Annotated in this window: 21 protein-coding genes; 3 read left to right on the top strand and 18 right to left on the bottom strand. The window is 28.2% G+C overall.

Annotated elements, in window-relative coordinates; translation table 4 throughout:
- The first annotated feature begins 55 nt into the window (after positions 1–55).
- Entirely contained in the window at positions 56–1,915 is a 1,860-nt protein-coding gene (locus tag H3143_RS01805; RefSeq protein WP_182079108.1) for an MPN337 family protein, read from the top strand.
- Positions 1,916–1,996: 81 nt separating this feature from the next.
- Entirely contained in the window at positions 1,997–3,979 is a 1,983-nt protein-coding gene (locus H3143_RS01810; RefSeq protein WP_182078510.1) for an MPN338 family protein, read from the top strand.
- Between the two features lie 65 nt (positions 3,980–4,044).
- Here H3143_RS01810 and H3143_RS01815 read toward each other — a convergent pair whose 3' ends face one another.
- The 12 genes from H3143_RS01815 to H3143_RS01870 all read right to left on the bottom strand — a co-directional run bounded on the left by H3143_RS01815 (position 4,045) and on the right by H3143_RS01870 (position 16,285).
- Positions 4,045–4,344, bottom strand: coding sequence for a NifU family protein (locus tag H3143_RS01815; protein WP_182078511.1), 300 nt, complete (start codon positions 4,342–4,344; stop codon positions 4,045–4,047).
- A 2-nt stretch (positions 4,345–4,346) separates the two neighbouring features.
- Positions 4,347–5,075 carry a glycerol-3-phosphate 1-O-acyltransferase PlsY gene (gene plsY / locus H3143_RS01820; protein ID WP_182078512.1) on the bottom strand — a complete coding sequence of 243 codons (729 nt, stop codon included), beginning with the start codon at positions 5,073–5,075 and terminating at the stop codon, positions 4,347–4,349.
- A 4-nt stretch (positions 5,076–5,079) separates the two neighbouring features.
- The gene (locus H3143_RS01825) at positions 5,080–5,853 is read right to left on the bottom strand and encodes a Nif3-like dinuclear metal center hexameric protein (RefSeq protein WP_182078513.1); all 774 of its coding nucleotides are present in this window, start codon (positions 5,851–5,853) and stop codon (positions 5,080–5,082) included.
- Positions 5,820–6,500 (bottom strand): class I SAM-dependent methyltransferase, encoded by a 681-nt coding sequence (locus H3143_RS01830; protein ID WP_182078514.1) that lies wholly within the window; start codon positions 6,498–6,500, stop codon positions 5,820–5,822. The genes H3143_RS01825 and H3143_RS01830 overlap by 34 nt, the downstream gene beginning before the upstream one ends.
- Complete coding sequence (locus H3143_RS01835) at positions 6,484–8,394, bottom strand: RNA polymerase sigma factor (RefSeq protein ID WP_228444756.1); 1,911 nt, start codon at positions 8,392–8,394, stop codon at positions 6,484–6,486. The genes H3143_RS01830 and H3143_RS01835 overlap by 17 nt, the downstream gene beginning before the upstream one ends.
- A 71-nt stretch (positions 8,395–8,465) precedes the next feature.
- Positions 8,466–10,454 (bottom strand): DNA primase, encoded by a 1,989-nt coding sequence (gene dnaG / locus H3143_RS01840; RefSeq protein WP_182078516.1) that lies wholly within the window; start codon positions 10,452–10,454, stop codon positions 8,466–8,468.
- Positions 10,447–11,838 (bottom strand): glycine--tRNA ligase, encoded by a 1,392-nt coding sequence (locus H3143_RS01845; protein WP_182078517.1) that lies wholly within the window; start codon positions 11,836–11,838, stop codon positions 10,447–10,449. The genes dnaG and H3143_RS01845 overlap by 8 nt, the downstream gene beginning before the upstream one ends.
- 6 nt (positions 11,839–11,844) lie before the next feature.
- Positions 11,845–12,570 carry a DNA repair protein RecO gene (gene recO / locus H3143_RS01850; protein WP_182078518.1) on the bottom strand — a complete coding sequence of 242 codons (726 nt, stop codon included), beginning with the start codon at positions 12,568–12,570 and terminating at the stop codon, positions 11,845–11,847.
- On the bottom strand, positions 12,558–13,460 hold the full coding sequence (gene era / locus H3143_RS01855; RefSeq protein WP_182078519.1) for a GTPase Era: 903 nt from the start codon (positions 13,458–13,460) through the stop codon (positions 12,558–12,560). The genes recO and era overlap by 13 nt, the downstream gene beginning before the upstream one ends.
- Positions 13,424–13,918, bottom strand: coding sequence for an rRNA maturation RNase YbeY (gene ybeY, locus H3143_RS01860; RefSeq protein ID WP_182078520.1), 495 nt, complete (start codon positions 13,916–13,918; stop codon positions 13,424–13,426). The genes era and ybeY overlap by 37 nt, the downstream gene beginning before the upstream one ends.
- A gap of 8 nt (positions 13,919–13,926) precedes the next feature.
- The gene (locus H3143_RS01865; protein WP_228444757.1) at positions 13,927–14,301 is read right to left on the bottom strand and encodes a hypothetical protein; all 375 of its coding nucleotides are present in this window, start codon (positions 14,299–14,301) and stop codon (positions 13,927–13,929) included.
- Positions 14,288–16,285, bottom strand: a complete 1,998-nt coding sequence (locus tag H3143_RS01870; protein ID WP_182078522.1) for a cysteine peptidase family C39 domain-containing protein — start codon at positions 16,283–16,285, stop codon at positions 14,288–14,290. The genes H3143_RS01865 and H3143_RS01870 overlap by 14 nt, the downstream gene beginning before the upstream one ends.
- Before the next feature lie 445 nt (positions 16,286–16,730).
- Between H3143_RS01870 and H3143_RS01875 the strand changes: the two genes are divergently transcribed.
- Complete coding sequence (locus H3143_RS01875) at positions 16,731–17,297, top strand: hypothetical protein (RefSeq protein WP_182078523.1); 567 nt, start codon at positions 16,731–16,733, stop codon at positions 17,295–17,297.
- A gap of 435 nt (positions 17,298–17,732) precedes the next feature.
- Here H3143_RS01875 and H3143_RS01880 read toward each other — a convergent pair whose 3' ends face one another.
- The 6 genes from H3143_RS01880 to scpA all read right to left on the bottom strand — a co-directional run bounded on the left by H3143_RS01880 (position 17,733) and on the right by scpA (position 24,687).
- Positions 17,733–19,133 carry an FtsZ/tubulin family protein gene (locus H3143_RS01880; protein WP_182078524.1) on the bottom strand — a complete coding sequence of 467 codons (1,401 nt, stop codon included), beginning with the start codon at positions 19,131–19,133 and terminating at the stop codon, positions 17,733–17,735.
- Positions 19,133–20,422 (bottom strand): hypothetical protein, encoded by a 1,290-nt coding sequence (locus H3143_RS01885; protein ID WP_182078525.1) that lies wholly within the window; start codon positions 20,420–20,422, stop codon positions 19,133–19,135. Before H3143_RS01885 ends, H3143_RS01880 begins: the two co-directional genes overlap by 1 nt.
- A gap of 4 nt (positions 20,423–20,426) precedes the next feature.
- On the bottom strand, positions 20,427–21,365 hold the full coding sequence (gene rsmH / locus H3143_RS01890; RefSeq protein ID WP_228444758.1) for a 16S rRNA (cytosine(1402)-N(4))-methyltransferase RsmH: 939 nt from the start codon (positions 21,363–21,365) through the stop codon (positions 20,427–20,429).
- Positions 21,355–21,783 (bottom strand): division/cell wall cluster transcriptional repressor MraZ, encoded by a 429-nt coding sequence (gene mraZ, locus H3143_RS01895; RefSeq protein ID WP_182078527.1) that lies wholly within the window; start codon positions 21,781–21,783, stop codon positions 21,355–21,357. Before mraZ ends, rsmH begins: the two co-directional genes overlap by 11 nt.
- Positions 21,784–22,007: 224 nt before the next feature.
- Entirely contained in the window at positions 22,008–22,883 is an 876-nt protein-coding gene (scpB, locus tag H3143_RS01900) for an SMC-Scp complex subunit ScpB (protein WP_182078528.1), read from the bottom strand.
- A gap of 7 nt (positions 22,884–22,890) precedes the next feature.
- Positions 22,891–24,687 carry a segregation/condensation protein A gene (gene scpA, locus H3143_RS01905; protein ID WP_182078529.1) on the bottom strand — a complete coding sequence of 599 codons (1,797 nt, stop codon included), beginning with the start codon at positions 24,685–24,687 and terminating at the stop codon, positions 22,891–22,893.
- Between the last annotated feature and the right edge of the window lie 12 nt (positions 24,688–24,699).

A 24,699-nucleotide genomic window follows, 5' to 3' on the forward strand; every position in this document is an offset into this window, starting at 1 on the left:
TCTGGAATTCTCTTTTTTAATGTTAAATTAAAAATTTATAATTGATCTGATCGATATGGAGCTAATTAATAATAAAAGCAAAAATAGCTGTAATCTTGACATCAAAAACATCGTTAATTTCAATATTCAAAAGATTACTAAAAGCTTTTTTGATTCAAATCTATTTAATAGTTCATCACAAAATATCTCCAAGAAACACTACAAAACATTAAAAGCGAATAACGAAGAATTTTTTGATGTTGAATCGCTTTTAAATGAAGAGTCAATTGGTGATATTATTAATTTTTCATTTAAGAAGATTAATAGTATCATTGGAGCTACTAATCTTAATCACTTTGATGTCATTCGCCATGATGAATATGGTGAAGCGGTTTATGTCAATATTAGTAATATTAATAGTGACTTTGAGATTCAAGCTAAGAAATCCCAAGACTTAAGATTTGTTTTTGAAGTATATGTTAAGGATTATTCTTATCTTAAACAGTACTGTGATAAGATTCAAATCAATATCTTATTTGATGAAATTAACCGGATAATTTCGGGAAATTTCGTATTTTTTAAACAAGCTGTAGAAGTTGATTTAGAACAATTAATTAAGCACGTATATCGTAACTTTTTTGTTAAGAATTTCATTAAAGAACACTTTGCCAATAATTCACTAAAAAACCAAGTGAGATTATTTGAAGACTTAACGATTAATAAAGAAGATGGATCGATTTATCTATCTTCAAAATTTAAGAGTCAATTTATCTCGACTTTAGATCATGTTGATGAATTCAACAATTTACAAATAGATCGAGAAGAATTTTTTTATGCCGTTAACATCTTAAATTTCATTATTTTAATGATCTATGAAGATCTAAAGGCATTTTTTCAATCAAATAAACCTGTTAGTTTTTTAGATTTTATTCAAAGAAAAACTAATCTAAGTAATGTTAGATCTAATGCTCATGCAGAATTAGATTTCTTAAACCTATTTAATTATGTAAATAGTAAATACTTCTTCAATCACGAATTAGATTTACATCAAGAAGATGTTGATAATTTAGAAGATGCTCTTGATTTGATTAATGAGTTTTATGATCTTTATCAATTTGAACAAAGATCATTATCTGATCAGATCCTAAATTTTGAAATCTCATTATCAGATCAAAAATTATCAGATAACAATAAGATCATCTTATTGTTAATGTATCCCGAATTATTTGGATTAGATAGTGTTGATTATGTTAATTCAAAATATGATCAACTGGTAGAATCGTTTATTAGTTTTGAAATTTCAGATACAGTAGATTATCAAAAGAAACGCGATCGGGTTTTATGTGAATTAAACCCTAACTATGAATGTTTTATTAACTCAGTTAAGGATTTCTTAATTATGAAAAGTAATTTTGAATCACTTAATTTATTTGAAATCTATAACTGGGCGTTGATATACGAAAACCTATATGAAGCTAAATATATTGATATCTCAAATGAGTTTTATAAATTAAAAGATAGTCAACCTCAAATTATGAGAGGTTTGCTAAATCAACTTAATCAGTTGAAATACTACACGGCTAAAAAAATTTATGGTTTAGGTCATATTGAAGTTGTTATTCAGAAATTATTAAAATACAACGACTTCGAAAACACGATTAATCAATTTATTAAAACGATTAACCGTGATGATCAGATGTATGGAAAATCCAAAGAGAGAAAATATTTAATCTTAGGTATTATCTCCGCATTCTTATTTGGAATTATGGATTTTTTGACAACGGTGTTTTCAATATTACCAGTTACTCAACAAAATGTCGAGGTGTCGATCAAGAATGTTCCTAGCTTAATCGTTATTGGAACAGGTTCATTGTTGGCAACTGTTTTATTAATCATTTTAACAATCTCATATTTTAAAAAACGTCGGCAAAAATAACAATTTTTATAAAAAACAAAAACTAAATATAACTAACCTGAATTAGCTAAAATTAATAACTAAATAACAGATAAAACTACTATGGATTTTGAAAAGAAAATTTTAGAAAAACTAAACATTAACACCACATATCCTTTTTACATTGTCAACGTTAATGTTAAGTTTTTTAACAGTTTACAACAACACCCAAATAAATACTTTGTTAGCAAAATCCTACCTAAAATTAAATCCAAACTTGACCAAGAAGAGTTAGAACAACTTAAAGAATTAGATGATCTAACAAGAAAGGATCGAATTAAGTTGATGCTTAATTTAGCACTTAAAAAGATCGTTTCTAAAACCGGTTCATTGAACACTGATTTCTTTAAGGTGTTAGGCTACGACCAATTTCATGAACCACTTTATATTTCTGAAAAAGAGATTAGCGTGAATGAATTAATTCATAACGAATATGAAGAGCGTAGATATAAATACTATATCGACGTAAATGAAAATAGCTATCTTTATCAATACGCTAGTAGAATCAATCTTTGATTCTATTTAAATGAAGAAAACAAGATCTTATCTGGTTCATTTAGTTTTGAAGTAGTTAATCTAGAAGAAAATCCGCTAAATGAAGAAATAGTTTTTGAAAAGGTTTATTTACTTTCATTAATTAAATATTTTATTTACAAACAGATTTCACCTTTATCATTAAACAACATCATCGACATTATTGATAACGATGATTTCTTATCAAACTTTGATAAGAAATCTGATAAAGAACATCAAAATAATCTTAATAACAACATCTATAAGAAATCATTAAGTTATGAAGTTTTAAAGAATAACTGGGATAATCTGATCACTGACAAGTTTTTAGCTCATAAGAATTATGATGAGCAAAAGAAATCTCAAATTAAAGATGATTTGTTTTATGCAATCATGAATCTAACGATGATTAATTTGGCATTGTATCAAGAATTAAAGTCTTACTTTAATTCTGAACATCCAGAATTAATTCTTAGTATTCTAAAAAAACCAACTCAGATTAAAAGCGACCCGGACCAAAGACCGTTTAATGACTTTATTGAATTATCTAGACATCTAAAAGATAGTTACATTAAAAAAGATACAACTAAGATTGATCTAAATAAGATCGAAGATATTGATGATTTCGTCAATGAAGCTAAGAAACATCAAGCAGCTCAAGACTATGAAGCGTTCAATACTTCAATTAACTTTTTAGAATTACAAGTTAAGGATGAAGAAGTATTCGTTTCATCAAGCGATTATTTACTAAAACACCAACAGATTTATTTAATATATTCTTTAATTATTAATCCTAATAGATTTGGTTTAAACTCAAATACGACTCAGATTGTTAAATATAATGATCTGATTAAAAACTTAAAGAATATGCAGATCTCAGATGGATCTAAAAAAATGATCGTTGAAGATATCAACCAATCAGAGGTTGAAATTAATAAAAACTATCTTAGTTTTGTTAACCAATCTAATGATTTCGTAATCATTAAAAAGGATAATAAACAACTTCTAGATTTTTATATTTGAGCCATCATTTATTCAGAAAGTCGTAAGTGAATTCACCATGATATCGAATATGACTTTAATAATGATCGGGTTGCAAAAAATTCTAATTTTTACCGACAAAAAATTGAAGCACTAGAAAACTTAAAGTTTGACTGATATGATGATTTCTATGGAATTCCAGCGATCAAAACAATCGTAAAAAAGATCGATCAGATCTCAAGTATTAAATCATCAATTGATATCTTAGTTGGAACAATTAAGCAAAAAGATGCTCTGCTTAAAAAAGACTTCGAACGAAAAACCATGGTTATCGCTTATGTTGTAGCTATCTTCATTGGATTTATCAACTTCTTTGGAATGATCTTTACGATCCTAGCTGTTACTAAACCTGAAGATGGATTAAACACAACCAATATCATTGTTATTGCCATTGCTTCATTATTAATTAGCTCATTGATTGGAATCATCAGCTTCTTCTTATTTAAGATGGCAAGAAACAACGGTTATTACAAACCTAAAAAGAGTAAATAAAAGCAAATATAAAACCGTCTAGGTAATATCTAGACGGTTTTTTAATTAGTCATTAATTAATAAACTTAATCTCCAAATACTGGTGATTTGGTAATTCCTAAAAGGTTGGAATTTTCTTCTTTACTTTGAATTAAAACAACTGACTTTACTTCAGGGATTTCTGATTTAAGGATCGTTTCTACTCCATCTTTATAAGTCATATCAACAAGAGCACATCCATCACAATTACCAAGTAGTTTGATTGTTACGATTCCTTTTTCGTAATTTTCAAAAGAGAGATCACCACCATCTCTTCTAATTAATAATCTTAGATCATCTAATAGATCTAAGATTTCACCAATTACGGTTTGTTTTCTTCTTGCCATAATTAAACTTTCTTTGTAATCTTATTTTCTTGTTTATTAATTAATCTTACGATATTTGTACGATGCTTTCAGATAATTGATGTGCTTAATATAGTGTTGGAGATTGCAAAAAACAGGATAATGTATCAATCACTTTGATAAGTTAAAAAAGTGATCTCATCTAGACTAAATAACCATAAGTAATCTAATCAAATAATATAAGGTAAAAATAAAAAGACGACAAAACAAGCTATTGATGCTAATGAAACATATTTAGTAATTAAAGTAATTGTTCATCAAAGTAAAGCAATAATTAAAAATCACCATGGTGAAACAACAAAAACAAAACCAGCAGTTGTTGCTACCGCTTTACCACCCTTGAACTTAAAATAAACAGGATACATATGACCAAAAATTGCTGCTAAGGGCGCTAAATAAGTCAAATAATAGATTTTGTTAATTACTTCAGGATCAAGCTTGATTAGTTGTGGTTCTATACCATATTTATAAATAGCTAAAGCGATTCCAAACGGAACCACTGATTTGATGATTTCAAAAAAACCGATGGTGATCGCAACTTTTTTTGGAAACACTCTAAAAGAATTGGTCGTTCCAGGATTTTTTGAACCAAGTTCGCGAACGTTTCTTTTAAGAATCATACTTGCAACATCAGCAAACATAATTGAACCTGATAAATATCCAATTAATAAGCTAGAGATCACTAAGAGACTGATATATCCTGCTAAATTCATCTTTTTACCTCTTAATAATCTTAAATTGAGAATGACCTAAGATCAATTGTTTAGGATCTAATTCTGGAAATTTTTGGGTCAATAACTCACCAATATGATCAATAAAGATTGATTCTACATGATGACCTATGTCAATCACACTGATCTCATGATTAATTGCATTAATTCATGATGATCATTTTAAATCACCAGTGATTAAAAGATCATATTGCTTAAATAATTCAAGATCAAGTTCATTAGAACTATATCCACTACCTAAACAGATCAAACCTTTTTTTAGTTTTTTCTTGAATTTAGCAGTTGATAAATATTGAACTTGATCAATATATTCAATCTTTTTTAAATCTGAAATTAATTCATCTAAAGAACAATCAATTTCAAACTCGTAATAATGATTAATTGGATTCGGATTAAACTTATTGATATTTAATAATTTAAAAAAGTATGAATGAGCACCACTAGGATTAAAGTCATAAGCAGTGTGCAGAACTAAAAAGCTACGATTGTTTTGATTAAAATCCTGGTAAGCTTTAGCAATAAACGAATCAGTTTTTAAATCTTGAGGATTAATAAACATCGGGTGATGAGAAATAATCAGATTAGCATTATGTTTTTTAGCTAACTCAAAATTAAACCGATCATAATCAGCACAAACCAAAATTTTAGTTAATTCATTAGCTAAGTTCTTATGATTAATTAATTTAGCATTATCAAAACTTAACTGATTTTTTAAAGGAAATTGTTTTAAGATTCAGTTTGTGACTTTTCTAATTTTCATTGATTATTAAGAAATCGATCATATTCTTTGATCGCAATATGTTGCAGTTTTTTTCTTGCATCAACTGGAATCTTTTCGAGCAATTCTTTTTGTTGCTCAATATAATTGATTAATTCAGGACTATTTTGATTTTTTAAAATTGGTCCAATCACATAATCGGTATTAGTTAAATGCGGTTTTTCTTCACACTTAATTGCTTTAATAATTAAGTAGTAATTATTCTTTTCAAAAATAATCATCTCATCAACGATTTGATAATTATTCTTGGTTAGATAATATCGCATTTTGATGTGATTTTTTTCAGGTTGAATAATCAATTGCTTTAATTCAACAACCGAACTGTTGATGATGTCATTAATTTTGGTAACACCAAGACCAGCAATCACACAATAGTCAATTGGGTTTTTAATACTTAAATTACTTAAACCATCATTAAGAATATTGATAATTCTTTCTTTACCAATTATCTTTTTAGAATTAGCAATTGCTTGTTTAAGTGGTGATAAGTTAACATCAACATTAAGCACATATTGTGCTTTATTTTGTTTGATTAATTCAACACCAAGATGACCATGATCACAACCTACATCCGCTACTAAAAAAGCATCATCGATCATCTGAGAGATAAGTTTAATTTTCTGAGTCATGTTTTAAGAAAGAACGTAATCTCGCATTTTTAGATGGGTGTTTTAATTTTCTTAAAGCTTTAGATTCGATTTGACGAATTCTTTCTCTTGTTACATTGAACTTTTGACCAACTTCTTCTAGTGTCATTTGTTGGTGTCAAGGGTGTAGACCATAACGCATTCTAATGATCTGTTCTTCTTTTTTTGTCAATGTATTAACAAAAAGTTCATTAATGTGTTCAGTAACAATTAATTTTTCAGTGTATTCGTCTGGTTTTAAAATATCGCGATCTTTAACAAAATCTACGAATTGAGATTCTTCGTCGTGACCAATTGGTTTATCTAAAGATACTGGTTCTTGGTTTAATTTTTTAATGTCAGCAACTTTTTTAGGAGTAAATCCATTAACTTGACCACCCATTGCTTCAGTTAATTCTTCTAATGTTGGATCTCTTCCTAGTTGTTGAGTCAACATTCTTTCAGTTTTAATTAACTTGTTGATTGTTTCAACCATGTGAACAGGAATTCTTACTGTTCTTGCTTGATCAGCAATGGCTCTTGTAATTGCTTGTCTAATTCATCATGTTGCATAAGTTGAAAACTTATTACCTAGTTTGTAATTAAACTTAGAGATCGCTTTCATTAACCCGATTGATCCTTCTTGGATCAGATCAACGAAATCTAAACCTCTGTTTAAATATTTCTTAGCAATTGAAGTAACTAATCTTAAGTTAGACGTTACTAATTGGTTGATTGCATATTCTCTAGTTTCAGGATCGGTACTCCCTAATAGTTTAGCAATCTGAATTTCTTCTCCGAAATTAAGAATTTTAGAAGAACCTAATGTTCCTAAGAATGCCTTAACATTATCTTCAACTTTATCTTTAGTTGAAGCACCTTTGCTAATTAAATCATCTAAGTTTTTATCAATTTCACTTAAGTCTTGATTTTTTCTAAATAATGAGATCTTTTCTTCAACATCATCTTCTAATTTGATCTTGTTATCTTTTAATTCTTCAAGAATTTCTAAATCTTCAGCTTCAGTAAATTCGTAGTTTTTAAAAACATCGATAATATCTTCATTTGATAAAGATTTAGTAGCTTTAGCCTTAGCTAAAAGTGTTTTAGTAGCTCGAATTGATTCTTGATCGTTATTCTTAGTTTTAGATGATGCTTCTAAGACTTCGTGATAAACTAAATCATTTTTTTCATTACTAGGAGCGTGTTTTGGTTTACGACCTCTTTGGCGTTTTTGAGTCGTAATCGGTTGATCGATATCTAGCTTACTATCACTGAAAAAATCAGATAAGTTGAATTCCTTATCTTCTAGTTCATCTTGTTCGTTAAAATCAGTTTCTTTGAAAGTGGACTTATAATTTTCTTCTTTGAAATCATCAAAGTCGATATCATCATCTTTATTATCGAAATCATCAAGATCGATTTCGTTATCTAAATCATGATCTTCGTCTTTTTTACTAGTCGCTTTAGCTTTACTAGATTTCTTTGATGATTTTAATGAAAGCTTTGTTTTTTTCTCTTCTTCTTGTTTAGCAACAGCTTCAGGTTCAGTTTTTGCTTTCTTATCTTTAAGAGCTACTTCTTTTTTAGTAGCTGCAACTTTAGTTTTTTTAGTTTCAGCTTTAGGTTGTTTGACTACAACTTCTTCTGACTTAACTTTTTTAGATTTTGTTGATGCACTAGATTTTTTCTCAGTAACAGTTTTTTCTACTTTAGTAGATTTTGCGCTCTTTTTAGTTTCACTAACTGCTTCTGTTTTTTTACTAGCAGACTTCTTAGTTGGTGTTTTTTCTTGCTTTTTAGCTAACTCAAGTCTTTGTTTCAAAGACAATTGACTAATGTCTTTAGCTTTAGAAGCAGTTTTGTTCTTAGATGTTGAATTTGTATTTTTTGCCATTCTTGTAAATGTTAAAGGTATAAAAAGCAATAATTAGCTTAATTTTACAATATTGTAAAAATATTTAGTAATTATCTTGTTTTTAATAGTTCTTCTAAAACATTGAGATTCTTAATCTCAGCTAATTTGAAGATCTCACCTTTCGATAATCAATCTACTAGTTGTTGTTTAGTTTTTAATTCGTATAGTTCTTTAAAACCATCAATTCCAGTTGAACACGATTTTAAATAAGCATTTAACTCTTCTTCATGACCAAATTGATCATGAGCTAATGCTGCATACTTTAAATATTTAATGTCAGTTAATAACTTGTTCTTTAGATTATGAAATAAATCGACATCTAAGCAACTTTCGATATGTTTTTTCATAACATATAAAGTATCATCAAACAATTTAAGTTTTACCTTATTTTGAAGTCGATCGTTTAAAGTGTTTAGCTTTGCATTTAATAAATAAAGATCATTAATCTTTTTAAAGATTAAATCATTAAATCCATCTAGAAATTTCTTAGTAAAGCTGTAACAAAACAAGATTGCATCTAATTGTTGATTTGTCGTTAAACTTTTCATCACTTCATTATTTAAAGTGATTTGTAGCATCGTATTAAATAAGTATCTAGTAGGTTTATATAAATTAATCTTACTTAAGATCTTCAATCTAACATTTGATAGATCTTTATAGGTTACATAATTAAAGCTAATTAAGTAATAGTGACAGATCTTAATTACTGCTTGAATAAAATCTCTTAATTGTTGGTTGATTCTTTTATCAAGATTGTAATCAATCAGTTGAGTGATATCAATCTGATCATCCTGTTCAGGTTTAAGTTCACTTAACTCATCATATAGTTGAGTTGATAATTGTTTTTCATCATCATACTCAACGTTTTCTTGTTCTTTTTTTGTTGATAATTGTTTATTGATTAACTCTTTTAGTAGATTTTCACCATTTTCTAGATGATAGATTTCATCTAGATCTTTTTGTTCTATATTTTCATAATCTAGTTGATAAACTTTATGAATTCTTTTTCTAGCTAATAATTTGATACAGGTAACTGTAGCTTTTTTACCAGATTCATCGTTATCTAATGCTAATACGATTCTTTTAATCTGATTAAGTTTTGCTTTAATTAACTCGATCTGATGATCGGTTAAAGCTGTTCCCATGATGGCAACTGCATTTTTAACTCCGATCTGATATAAAGCAATAACATCCATATATCCTTCACAAAGAAATAAAGTAGAGTTATTCTCATCAAACTCTAATGAAGAATAATTGTATAAGTTATTACCTTTAATGAAATAATCAGTTTCAGGTGTATTTAAATATTTAACTTCATTATTTTGATCAATTGTTCTACCTGAAAAACCAACAACTTGACCATCGGCATTTTTGATTGGAAAAATTACCCGGTTATTAAAATAACAAGTATTTTTTTCTGAGATGTATTTGATGTATCTAAGATTACTTAAGATGATCTCTTCATCATAAGTTTTATTTAAATGTTTTTGATAGAAGACTTTTAAGTCTTCCACTAATTTATTAAGTGAATAACTCTTGGGATGAAAACCAATTTGAAAATTATTTAATAATTCTTCGTTAATTAATCCTCTTTTATTTAAGAACTCATTTAATTTTTTGTTATTAACGAATTCTAGACGTAAGTTGGTGTGAGCTTTTCAAGCTAAGAATTGATTTAACTTATAAAATTCTTGATCTGACTCATCAACAGCTTTTTGCTTATTAAAATCTAATGAATAACCGATTTCAGCTAAATCGATTCCTTCAAGCTCAACAATTTTTTTAACAGCTTCAACAAAATTTAAGTTGTCTTTTTTTTGAACAAATTCAATTACTCCACCACTTTCATTACAACTAAAACACTTTCAAACTCCTTTAGGATCATTAACACTAAATGAAGGAGTGTTGTCATCATGAAATGGGCAAAGCGATTTGTAATTTGATCCTTTTCTTTCTAGATCAAGATACTTCGAAATTATTGAAGATACACTGATCTTCTTTCTTATGTATTTTGCTAATTGATTTAAATCATTACTCATGCAAATTATTTCTAATTCATGACCTTAGTTCAGAGATTGGTAATTTAATTTGTTCCATACTGTCACGTTCTCTGATCGTGACAATTCCTTTTTCTAGTGAATCAAAATCGTAAGTTAAACAGTATTTCGTTCCGATTGCATCATATCTACGATATCTTTTACCAATTGATCCAGCACTATCAAAATCAAATCGTAAGTTAACATCACCCATTTTTAATAGATCTAGATATAACTCATATGCTTGATCTTTTAGTTTATTAACTAATGGTAAGACTGCTAACTGATATGGTGATAATGAAACAGGTAATCTTAAGACTTCTCTAGAATCATTATCAGCTAATTGTTCTACTTGATAATGAGCACAAATAATTGCATATAAGATTCTTTCAATCCCTAAAGAAGGTTCGATTACATCGGGAATAATCTTAGTTTTTTCAACTTCATTATTATAATCAAGTGTTTTACCCGATTGGTTTGAATGTGCTGTTAGATCAAAATTTCCACGATGAGCTAATCCTCATAATTCAGATCATCCATGAGGGAAATTGAATTCAAAATCGATCGTTCTAGATGAATAGTGAGCTAATTCATCTTTAGGGATTTCATGACGCTTAATTAATTCTTTATTAATTAACAATTTGTTAAATAAGAAATCTTCGATCCGATCTACGTATGATTCAAATTTTTGTGAAACTAATTCAGGTTCTAAAAAATATTCAATTTCAAATTGTTCAAATTCTCTAGTTCTAAAAATGAAATTTCCAGGAGTGATTTCATTTCTAAATGCCTTACCAATTTGTGCTACACCAAACGGTAATTTCATTCTTTGACTTCTAACAATATTCTTGAAGTTAATAAAGATCCCTTGAGCAGTTTCAGGTCTTAAATAAATGGTGTTAAGTGAATCTTCAACCACACCTTGAAACGTCTTAAACATCAGATTAAATTTTCTAATCTTTGTTCAATTAATTGATTGACACTTTTTACATTCAATCTTTTTATCGACTAAGATTTGTTCTAATTCAGTAGGATCAGTGTTTTCTGTAATCTTAATTGAATCATTGTTTAATTCTTCAATTAACTTATCAGCTCGATAACGTGATTTACACTCTTTACAATCAACTAAAGGATCTGAAAAATTATCTAAATGACCAGATGCTTTTCAAACTTCAGGATTTAAGATTATTGAACTGTCCAAAAGTTTCATATCAGGTTGAGAAAACACAAAGTGTTTTAACAGCAACTGCTTAATATTATTCTTTAATAAAGCTCCTAATGGGCCATAGTCTCAAGAGTTGGCTAACCCATTATAGATCTCAGAAGACTGATAAACAAAGCCATAGTTCTTTAAGAAATTAACAATCTGATCTTGTTTTAATTCCATATTCTTTTATTTTAATTTAATTAAATGACTAAACACTGGTTCCAAATAAATGCCTGCATTGTGATAAATTGCGCTGGCCAATCCCTTTATTAAAGATATATATTGTCTAGTGTCTAAAGTAGAAACTTCATAATCATTTTTATATATTAACCAAAAAATATTACGCATAAAATTCTTGTCATATAAGAATTCATGTTGATCATATGCACATTTTTCACACAAGCCATGCATACTTTTAAATGATAAAGTGATTACTTGTTTGCTATTACAGATTCCACAATTAAGTAGTTGGAATGCGATTCCTTCTAGATTGATGATGTTCAATAAAATGTAGATAATAATTGTTTCATCACTGTATGTTTGCTTAGTTACATAATTGATCACATCATCATAAAAATTAAAGAAATTGTTTTCTAAATCACCACTTTTCTTATTCAAATAATGATGCATAACAACCATTGGTAAGGATTCACTAATGGTAGCATCTTTTGTATCAATCTTATGGATCTTTTTGAGTTTTGAAAGTCGCTCAATTGATCGAGCTTGAAAAAACTCAAAGTCATGTAAAGATCCTAGTGTGATGTATCTACCGTTTTTTGATAGGATCTTTTTACTTCCTATACTAATTAAACTAGTTAGGGTATTATCATTAAATAAGATTTTGATGATTTGATCATTTTCATTATGATCAAAATAATCAATAATATAGCCTTTTTTGGTTATAGAACTCATTTTTTATGACCTAATGACTTTATTAAATAATCATCGTTACGTCATTCTTTTTCAACTTTAACAAAGAGTTTAAGATTGATTTTACAATCGTAGATGTTTAGTAACTCATTACGAGCTTGAATTCCGATCTTTTTAATCATTGATCCTTGTTTACCAATGATGATCTTTTTTTGCGATTCGCGTTCTGTTACAATTGCACATTCAATATTGAACAACTTTTTTTCTTGATCGTATTTCTTTGCTTCAATGATAACTGCTACAGAATGAGGCACTTCTTGAAAAGTATTATTTAAGATTTTTTCTCGGATAATTTCTTTAATTTCAAAATTATCTTTTTCGTTTTCATCTAGTTCAGATTCAGGCAGTTCGTAATTTTCATCTAACAGTTGTTCTAATCCTTCATCGATCGTATCATTTAAATCATCTGTTAATAAATTAGCTTTAATTGTCTTAACAACTTTGAATGATTCATTAATTAACTGTTGAGTTTCATTGATATTCTCTTCATTTTTTATTAGATCTATTTTTGAATAGATCACAATCAAATTATTCATCTCATATGATTTCATAATTTTTAAGAGATTAATGAAATCTTCAGTTGGCTTTTTAGTGCTATCAACAATTAGAATACAAGCATGAGCATGTTTATAAGCTTGTTTGATTTCACTATTTAAAAAAAGACTTAGTTTATTAAAACTCTTATGAAATCCAGGAGTGTCTAATAATAAATAATCGATCTTGTCATGAACGATCTTGTGAGCAATAACGTTTCTTGTTGTTTGATCATATTTAGAAATGATTGCAACTTTACTGTTGGCAATCTTATTAATTAAAGTTGATTTTCCAACACTTGCTAACCCAGTAATGACAACAATTCCTGATTTTTTCATAGTTTCTTTTTAGCTGTTTTAATCACCTGCTCGACAATTTGTTCTTGAATACTTAAAGTGACATATTCATAGGCATCACTTTGTTCATGATCAAACTCTAATAGGTGTAATAATCCGTGAATAATCATTCTGATTAATAAGTATCAAAAATTAACTTCATATTTGATCGCATCTTTTGCTATCTTTTTTGAACAAATAAAGATTTCACCTAGTAGTGGAGTAATCATATCTGCGTTTTCTCACATACAAACACTAATTACATCAGCGACATATTCTTTATTTCTTAATGAAGAGTTTAGTTCTAAACTTTGTTTTTCACTAACAAAACTAAGTTCATAAAATAGATCGTTTTTGACTTTAAAATGTGATGAAAAGCATTTATTAATGATCTCTAATATTGCACTAAAATCTTCTTTGATATTTGATGGAATCTTTTTTAAATCAAAATGATTAATCATATCGTTAATTATAGATTAATCGATTTTATTAGATGGTGATATAAAGGACTTTTACCTAAATAAAAACTAATTGTTCCCACATTCTGATCTATGGCTTGATTCGATTGTAAAATCGCATCATTTTCGTTCATTTTATCAATCATGAATTTGAGTGAACGTGAGTTATTTTTATAGTATCCAATCAAGTATTTAGCTTTGTTCTTTTTTATAAAATTAGCTAACTGTGAATCTTGAGCTAGATTAACTTGTAGCCTTTGGTCTTGTTTTTGAAAAACATAGCTTTCATAAAGATTGATTCTGACGAGAAAAACAATCGCTAAAAAAGTAAGCAAAACAATAAACAAACTAATAATCGTACTGTTAATAATTTTATTGGTATTCATGTAGGTTAATCTGTTTTTTAAAATATCTACTAAAACTATGATCATGTTCAATCATGATGGTTAAGTTGTTTTTAACAATCTGTTTAATAATGATTTGAAAAACTTGATGTTTGATTGCTTCATCAATATTATTTAACACTTCATCTAGTAAAAATAATTTATTTCTAGAGTTGTAAGAATGCAATAGTTTTAATACTTGATTTTGACCAGAACTAAGATTGTATTTATCAGCATCAAAAAGTTTGAAATACTCGATAATTTCTAATAATTCTGGTCGCTTGTTTTTCTTAAGGAATTCAATTAGTCATTCATTACTGAGTTCTACATTACTTTTCTGATCCGAAAGATAAACCACGTTATTCAACAATCATTGGTTTGAATACTTATTAATATTCATTTCGTTGATAAAGATCTCACCTGATGATAATAGTTGACGTTTAATGATTGATTTAATTAAAGTCGATTTACCGCTGGCGTTTCTTGCGGATAAGAATACAGGCTCATTGATCGTTAAATTTAAATCATTAAAGATAGGTTGCGCATCAAAAAATAAGTAAACATTTTTAAACTGTATTGAATTAATTTTTCTTGAGTAATTTGTTAAATTTTGCGGTTCTTTTTGCAATAAAATCAAATTATGAATATTAGATTTTGCGATTCTAAATTCATATGATTCATTCATAAATTTAATCAATCCATCAATACTACCAATTAATAAACCTTGTAATGTACTTACATAGATTAAAGTAGCTAGATCTATAGTGTTTAAATTAAGGATTAAAGAGATCCCTACAACTAAGGTAATACATGTTATGAAATATTTAATAAGTTCAAAAATTGCATTACTAAAATTTGCACTTTGGTTTATCTTTTTATTTAGATTTAAGTTGTCACTGAACACCTCTTTAACATCATTAGTCCATTGTTGATAGAACGTTTGGTGTTGTGTATTAACAATTGTTTTGTGAAACTCATATAAATAGGTTTGTTGTTTAATCTGTAGTTCTCTAGCTTTTTGTTTATATCCTTTAAATCAGAATAAATTTAGTAGCAAATAAACTAATGAAACAAAGCTTTGAAATAAGGTAATAAACAAAAAGAAGATGTGAATTCGATATAACAAAATGATTGCGACAACAACAATCAAAATGTTGTTAATAAAACTTGCAACTTTTTTTATATAAAACTCTAAACAGTTTAATAAAAACTCATCGTATTTATAGATCTTTCCTATGTCATCTTTAATCAACTTAATCGTTTTAGGTAAACTGAAAGTTGATAGTAACTGTGATCATCAATACTGATACTGATTCTTAATCAATTGCTGTTGTCAAATACTTAATAATCCTGATCCAACTAGATTAATAACTTTGATCAAGATAAAAGTAACAATAATAATCAAAATGTTATTAATTACCGAAGTATTTATCACATCATTAATTAGGATCTTAAATAAAAACGTCAGCCCAATACTAGTTGCAGTAATCAATAATTCAATAACTAAAAAGATCAGAATATATTTGAAACTAATTATTCTTGCAAAACTAAATTTGGTGTCATAGTCAGGTTTTGTATAGTTAAGATAATCGGGACTAACTTTAATAATAATGCCAGCAAAAACTTTCTCAAATTCTTCATGAGCAATGCTCTGAACATTATTACTGCCAGGATCATAAACTATAAAAGAAGAATTTTTCTTCTTGACAATAACAAAATGATTAAAATCTTCAGCTTTTAATAAACACACTAAATACTTATCATTTAGTTTTATTAATTCATCAAAACTAGCTTGATAAGACTCACATAATAAATGATGTTTACTAGCAATATCTTCAAACTGATTGATATTAATACCACTATTAGATATATGCGTGTCAGCTTTGATTAGAAAATCATTTAGATCATGATCAAAATAATGGTTATATAGCATTCTGATTACAGCTATGCCACAATCATTATTTTCTGTTTGCTTAATTAATCTCACTATTATCTTCTATACGTTACAACATATGTATTTTTTATCTAAAAGGAATAAAAAATATTTTTTACAGAAGAAGTTATATGAGTAGATAATTTAAAAAAATAAGCGTTAGATTAATAAATTAAAAATAATGATCAATTTAAAATGTGTTATTTTTACCGTATATTTTTAATAATTTAATAATTACAATTGTTGTTATATGTATTTAGAAATTAAATAGTTTATCGGCTAATATAAAGCAATTCGCAAACATAACTTATCGAATTAATTATCAAACTAATCCTAGTTAACTATCGCATTACTTAAATCTTGAGAGACTGTTCTTCATCAAAAAACATCTCCATTTAATACCTTATAATCTAAATAACCTTATTTTATAGTAGGTTCAATTTGATATAATCACAGTAGTTAAATATTTATTACAGAATAGGATTTAAATTAATCATTAATGGAAAATAACGAGTCTAAAATTTCAGGGACTAACAATGATCTCAAGCAGGTTGATACTATAAAACCTCGACAAGAATTTCAAAATCCAAGATCGGTTGATCTTAATGAGTTCTTAAGAAGATATACCAGTAGAGTTCACAAACCAATGATTGTGTTCTTTGCTTTACACATTGTTGCGTTTTTATTACTAATTATTGCAGTAGCTACTGCTGCTGGTGGTGTTGCTGCAGGTAGTAGATCTTCTTCATCAATGTCAGGAGAAGAATTCTTTAGTGGACATCCCGCTAACGCTTTAATAGCAGGTGGTATTTTTGTAACTATCAGTTATGCCATCTTTGGAATTGTCAGTTTTGCTTTATTTATCATCTTCATCATCGGAATTGTTTATACGGCTGATAAAAAGGTCGATGGCTTAATGCCTTCAATGATCTTATTTGTAGTTGCACTTTTTGCCCCATTCTTGGGAACAATCTTAGGATTAGTTGCAACAATTATGGCTAAGAAAAACATCGAAAACGCTATTGCTCAAGCTAAAGGTAATGTAGCACCTGAACATCTAATTTAATTAACTAACTTATTAATAAAACCCATTAACCTTAATTGAGTTAATGGGTTTTTTATTTATATTAAATAACTTACAAACTAAACTATAACTTGTTATCCCAACAATAAAAAACCCATCAATCTTATTAAGGATCGATGGGTTTTGATTTATTAATAACCTTTAATTAGATTAAGGGTTTAATTTTGGTTATGTTATCTAACACAATTGATCAACAAAGTGTTGTTATATAAAAAGTGTAGTAGAAAAATAATAATAATTAAGAAAGAAAATACAAATGACAATTTAAGTAATATGGAAATATGACAATAAAAACCAAATATAGAAATATTAACTATCAATTGTTGGTTGTCAGATAACTTTATACCAAAACTTAATTAACAAAAAAGGAGATTATTTTAATTAGAAAGGAATAAAGGAGTTATATGAACAATGAAACTATTCTTCATCATCCAGTAGACTTAGGATACTACTGGTTTCAATTTTGCCATTTACACGATTAGTAGCTCTAAACGTGTATTCAGGAGGTTCTTGGTTAATTACAGCTAGTTTTTGTTCTAACAGTTTGGAATTGTTTCGCAGATAATCATTGCTCAAATCATTCTTAATTTGTTCATCAGAGCGATCAATTAAATTAAATGATTCTAATGCTAAAGGATTTTTAGCATGGATCAAACTACTAGTCTTTTTGCCAAGAATCGTAATGATATTCTCATCACCTTCAATATACTTAGACCCAAACACAATATGGGCGTTTTTGTTTACTGAAGCTTTGATTCTAGCATTAAGCTCATCATACAATCTTCCGGGTAATTGTTTGCTGAGTTGATAAATGACAATCAACTGGTTAGCATCTAATCAATCATCACTTAGTAGTTTTTGTGCTACCAAGTTTTCTTGGCTACTTGAGAGTTTAATCTCTTTCACCAAGAACTCATAAGCTAACTGATCTTTTTTTGTAAAAAAAGTGATCAGATCAGCATAATCGAGATTGTGAATCGTTTGTTCGTTAATTAAATTAACGATCGTTTTAATTGATAAACCAATGTTGTTGCTAATCTCTTGGTTACGATTAACCACAGACAGATAATTTAAATTCTTATTAATATCATCCATGCGTAGTTGACTGATCGCGTTAGCATTTTTTAAGAGATCGTATAAAGCATCAGTGGCTTTTTCATAACTAATACTACCTTCTGTATTAGGAGGGATTACCACATATGCTAATGTGATAATTTTTTTAGATGCAGCCTTATTAATAATATAAGTTGAACCTGCACTTCCAGTTCCTTTACCTAATCCTGCAATCACAATACAGATATCACAATCTGTTAAGATCTCATCAAGTTCACTATCAAAATATTGTGAGATCGCCAACCTTGCTTTTTCAACATCTCCCCCAGCACCATTACCAAACGTATAAGGTGAATCAATTAGATATCTAATTGCTTTAGATCTTCCTTGGGCTAACTGATTTAAGTGCTTGCAATCAGTATTTAATTGATAAAAGATTAAGTTTTCACTAACTAGATCAGGGTATTGACGTATTATATCTTCAACGATATTATTTCCAGCACCACCAATCCCAATAATCTTAATCTTGTAGTTCTTTTTGTATTTACTAACAAAATACTTAATCTTTTCTTGTGGTACTAAATCTTTTTTTATAACAGGTTGTTTATTAACAACATCTTGATCATCAAAATAACCTAATTTAATCTGATTAATAACACTAGAATCCTTCATCAACTCTGCTTGCATTTCTTTTTGCAGTTTGATTAATTCTTCTTGCATTGCTTCAAGACTTATGTCAGGTTTTTTATCTCTTTGATCAAACATTATTTAAAGCTGATTTTAGCTAAGATATTATTTAATTCTTTGTTGATTGATAAGATCATCGCTCTACGATCACTTTCTTGATCGTAATTGTAATCATGAGGAGTGATTACATAATTATCAATCTTATTAATTGAGTTATCAAATTCAGATTGTTTTTTGATTGCTCAGTATGCTTGAATAAATGAACTTTTAGCACATGATAGTTTTGGTGAATAAAGTTTACTAATCTCAACATCATTAACTAGTTCACTTTCTTTATTAAGTAAGTTGTTTGAGATCGCACTATTTCGTGAAGTATTTACAATAATTTGCTTAATGTTCTTTTTGAAATCACGTTTAATTAATTCAAGTTCTTTATTGATGTAATCAATAATTTGAACTAATTGTTTTTGAATACAACTATCTAGATCTTGTTTTGATAAGTATTGATAACTTAAGAATTGCACATTAGTTTTAATTAATAAGTTATATGAACTATCTTCATTAAGTGTTAATAAGTTGTTATTAAAATACTGATCAACGATTGTGATTAGATCTTCGTTTTTATTTTTAGCATTTAACTTATTAACAACATTTTGTTTAATCTGATTAATTCCTAGATTAATCTTCTTATTAATAATGTAGGTGTTATTTAGATACACACTAATATTAGTGTGATCATCTAAGATATCAATCATTAAAGTGTCATTAATATCTTTTAGTTGTTGAGAAGTTTGATAGTTCAACTCTTGAGTTGAAATGTTAGTTATTGTTAACTTTAATTGACTAAGTAATTGACTTACTTGTTTAAGTAATAATGATTTAGATGTATAAACTAGTACAACTGCGTAGTAGTTTTTGTTTTCAATTAATTCATCAACTGGTTTTTTAGTTTCTTCATCTAGATATTCATACACTTGATAGTTAACTAATTGATCAATACCATTTCTTGATTTTTCATGATTTAAAACAAACTTCTTAACTTCGTTATCAAACTGTTGTCCATTTAGATAATTAATTAAACCACTATTAATTTGTTTAGATTTAAGATCATTAATTAAAGCATCAAAATTAAGAATTACTTTTTGAATCACTAACTTATGACGTTGAGTGATCTGATCAATTTGGTTTTGAATCTTTTGAAGTAATAATCTTTGATTAATAATCTTATTGTTATCATATAAGTTATTGTTTTCAATACTTACTTGACGTAGTAAATGCATTGATTGGTCATTATTAGTTGATAAGACCAAATCAATTTTTTGTTTTGAGAAGTTAAGAGTACAGTAGGTTTGTTTTAAGTTATACATTGATTTAGTTAGTGGTTTTTTCTAGGACGAATAGTTTGGCTGAACGTGATCTTCGATTCTTATCAAGTTCTTCTTTACTAGGACTTAGTCCTTTGTTGAAATGGTTAATATATTTTTTAAGTAATTCGTTGTTGATTGGTAAATTGTTAAGGTTTGAAGTTGAAGCTAGGTTTCTAAAAACTTTTTTAACGATCTTTTCTTCTAGTGAATGAAAAGTGATGATTGTGATTCTTCCACCTGGATTTAGATAATTGGGAAGATAAGTTAAGAGCTTTTCTAGAACTTCTAATTCATTATTAACAGCAATCCGCAGGGCTTGGAAATACTTTCTAGCAGGGTGTTTATTTGCATACAGTTCAGCTTTATTAACATTCTTTTTAATTAGTTCAACAGTTTCAAGAGTGTTTAATTCTTTTTGTTCGAATGCTTTTTTAAGTGCAACTACAACCCGATAAGGATCTTTGATTTCACCATAGTTGCGCATGATCTTGACCAGATCATTAACACTTGAATTTTGAATCAACTTAGTTGCATCAACTTCTTTTGATTGATCCATTCTCATATCCAATCGACCAAGTGAGTGATAACTAAATCCTCGAAGTGGTTCATCTAGTTGATAACTAGACACGCCCAGATCAATTAAACAACCATCGATCTTATCAATCTGCATTGCTTGCAAATGTTTTTTTAAATTAACGAAGTTGTCATTAATTAAATCAACATTTTTATATTCACTAAATAATTGTTGACAATGATTTATTGCTTGAATATCTTGATCAAAGCCAATTAATCTAGCAGATTCATCTAAGCTATTAATGATGTTGTAACTATGACCGCCAAACCCAATCGTGAGATCTAAATAAATTCCATCCTTTTTAGTGATCAAGTGATCAATCACTTCTTTTAATAAAACCGGATAGTGAATCGTATTATTAATGATCATCATCCATTGATTCAGCTAACTCATTGAACTTATCAAAGTTAGCTTGATTGAATTCTTCATAAGCATTCACATCTCACAATTCGATGTGATCACCCATACCAATGATTACAACTTCTTTATTAAGATTTGCCATCTTTTTAAAGTTTGCTGGAATCAAGATACGATTAGCACTATCAACATCAATCGTTAGTGAGTTAGCAAATAATAAACGTTTGTAATTACGGTTTTGTTGTTTATTATTTGATTGACTTAAGAACTTATTTGCGTAGTTTTCAAACTCTTGATTAGTACGTAATTCTAAACATCCATCAAGCCCTCTTGATAGCACAACACTATCTTGAATTAAACTTCTTAATTTAGCAGGAATACTTAATCTGCCTTTAGGATCGATATTATGTTGATAGTTGCCAATAAACATCTTTATCTTTTCCTCCTATAGCAGAATATTACGTACTACTATTATTTTAAATCATTTTTTCCCACTTTGCTACACTTTTTCACACTTTTGAAATTTGATAGCGGTGAAACCCTTTATTATAAAGGGTTTCTTATAGGGATTGGAAAGTCTTTATGTAATGAAAAAATGACCGGAATTCGGTCATTTTGTCTTAATATGCGCTAATTTGTGGGATGGTGTGGGGCTTATTCGTTCTCATCATAACGATTCGAATCAAAGAAGTTACCTTCTTGATAAGAATCGGGGTCAAAATGTTTGATTTGGGGTAAATCATCAACTGATTCAATTCCAAATAGATCAAAGAATTTTTCTGACACATTATATAAGAAAGGACGACCAGGTGTGTCAGCTCGACCAACTTCAACAATCAACCCTTTTTCTAATAAGTTATCAACTAAACTTAATGAGTCAACTCCTCTGATCTCATTAATTCTTACTCTTGTACAGGGTTGATTGTATGCAACGATCGCTAATACTTCCATTAAACTCTTGTTTAGTGGATTTTTAAATCGTTCAGAAACGTATCGTTGCATATCTTTTTTAACAGCAGCCTTAGTTAAGATCTTATATCTGCCACCATAGTTTTTAATCGTTAAACCAAAGTTAAGGTTTTGATCATAGTTATAGATCATTTCTTCTAACTCTTTATATAACTGATCTTGGTGGATCTTAGGTAAGATCTTATTTAGTTCTTGAAGTGTCATCCCGTTTCTTCCAGCAACATATAGTGCTGCTTGAATAATTGCTTTAGCTGATAACTCTTTTTGATCTGATGATTTATTATTTAGTTCTGCTTGATCTAGATCATCAACAATCTCACTGGTTTTTTCAATCGCTTCACGAACAGACTCATAGAACTTATCATTATCATCAGTTTCAAAATCAACGGTTGAGTTCCCGATATCTTCAAACGTTGGTTTTTGTTTTTTAGCTGTTAACTTATCAATTGCTTGTGAAAACTCTTTTTGATCATCCATAATCTCTTGAGTTGATAGTGGTTCAACTTCTGTTTCTTTTTTAAGGCTAAATTTCTTAGTTATCTTTTTAATCTTTGTTTTCATAATTTAATTACTCTAATTCGTTTTGTTCTTCTATATTATTTACTTCTTGATTATCTTCATCATCAAGTTTGATTAAACCAGTGTGTAGGGCTTCTAGTTTTGCTTCAGAATCATAGTCTTCTTGTTTGTCATTAATCAGATCATCAAGTTGTTGGACAATTAGATCTGCTTCATATAAGATTTGTTTTGCACTTGGTTTTTTTGCTTTTAGATCGATGATCTCATTATTTTCATCTAAAAGATTTTGAGCTTTAGCTTTGTTGAGTTTTTCTTGTTCATCAATCTTACGTTGATTGATTCTGATATTAATCTTTTCTTCTGGTGTTAACTTATGATAATCTTCTCGAGAAACATAATACTCACCATATTTCTTTTTAAGATATTCTTCACGCTGCTTGAAAAAACTTTGTTTGCGTTCTTCTTGCAGTTTTTTCATTGATTCTTTTAATTCTAGTTCATCTTGTTGTTGACGTTCAATTACTTCTTGGATAGATTCTTGGGTTTGAACAATCTTAGCTGGATCAACTAAACAAGCAGAGATTGATTCATCATCTTGTTTTTGAGAAAGATCAATCTTTTGTTCACGTACCAACATCAATAAACAAACAAAGGTAGTAACAAAATAACGAATTGTAAATTTCTTAGGATCGATCTGACTAAAGATCTCTTCTAGATCAACATAACGCTCGTATTGATCATTTAATAGTTTTTTAATAATGGCTAGAATCTCAGCTTTAACATCTTCGATTGATAATTCTTCAATTACAATCTTGTGTTCGGTAATCGTTTTAATCTTGAGTTTTTCAAAAACTCGCTCCATTGCTTTTTTAAGCTTTTTGGGATTTACATAATCTGGTAATGGAGCTTCTAGTAAATCATTACTAGTAAGTTTAAACACGTCCCAATCATCTTCTTCTTTAGCAAACAATGAGAATCTTTCTAGTTGCATCTTTTGTAAAGATGGCAATAGTTCTGAATAGCGTTTATATTCAATAATTCTTTTAACAATCCGATCTCGTTCATCATCATTATTAAGATCAATCTTATTCTCGTCTTCAAAGTTGGGAATTGATAGATCAGATTTAATTCTTAATAATTCACATGCCATATATAAATAATCTGATACTTGATCAAGATTAATAATGTTCTTATTGATATAAGCAAAGTATTGATTAGTTAATTCAAATAGATCTAATGACATGATATCCATCTTCTTATCTTTGATAAGATGTAATAATAGATCAAAAGGACCACTAAAGTGCTTAAATGATAGATTTAAGAAATCATCATTTAAGTTGATATTTAATTCTTCAATTAGATCTTCTGGTTTTTTAGTATTAGGTTTACGATTTCAATATTCAACTTTAAATGAATCATATTGTTTAGTATCTACTAAACTAAAGTCATCATAATTAACATTAACAAATAGATCACAATCATAATTGTCTTTTAGTTTGGAGATCACTAATTGATCTGCATACTTAAGACCATTTTCAATCGTCTTTTTACCACCAATAATAAAGAGATCAACAATATTAAAATCGATTAGGGCTTTTTTAAGATCTGAATATAAGAATAGTTCATTCTTATTTTTTAATTCATGCTGATGTTTTTTAGATATGATGATCTTTGCTTGATTATCTAAATTCTTATTAATCACATTATAGGTGTTATACCCCATAATGATTGGGTGGTTGGTGGTTGCATCTTTAAAGTGATTTAATTCATCAGGGATTGATCAAGGAATATTATTATTTTTAGCAATCCCATGATTGTTATCTTCACATCAGATAAGTTTGATCATAATTGTTAATTT

It is taken from the genome of Mycoplasma tullyi, assembly GCF_014068355.1.
GTDB lineage: Bacteria > Bacillota_I > Bacilli_A > Mycoplasmatales > Mycoplasmoidaceae > Mycoplasmoides > Mycoplasmoides tullyi.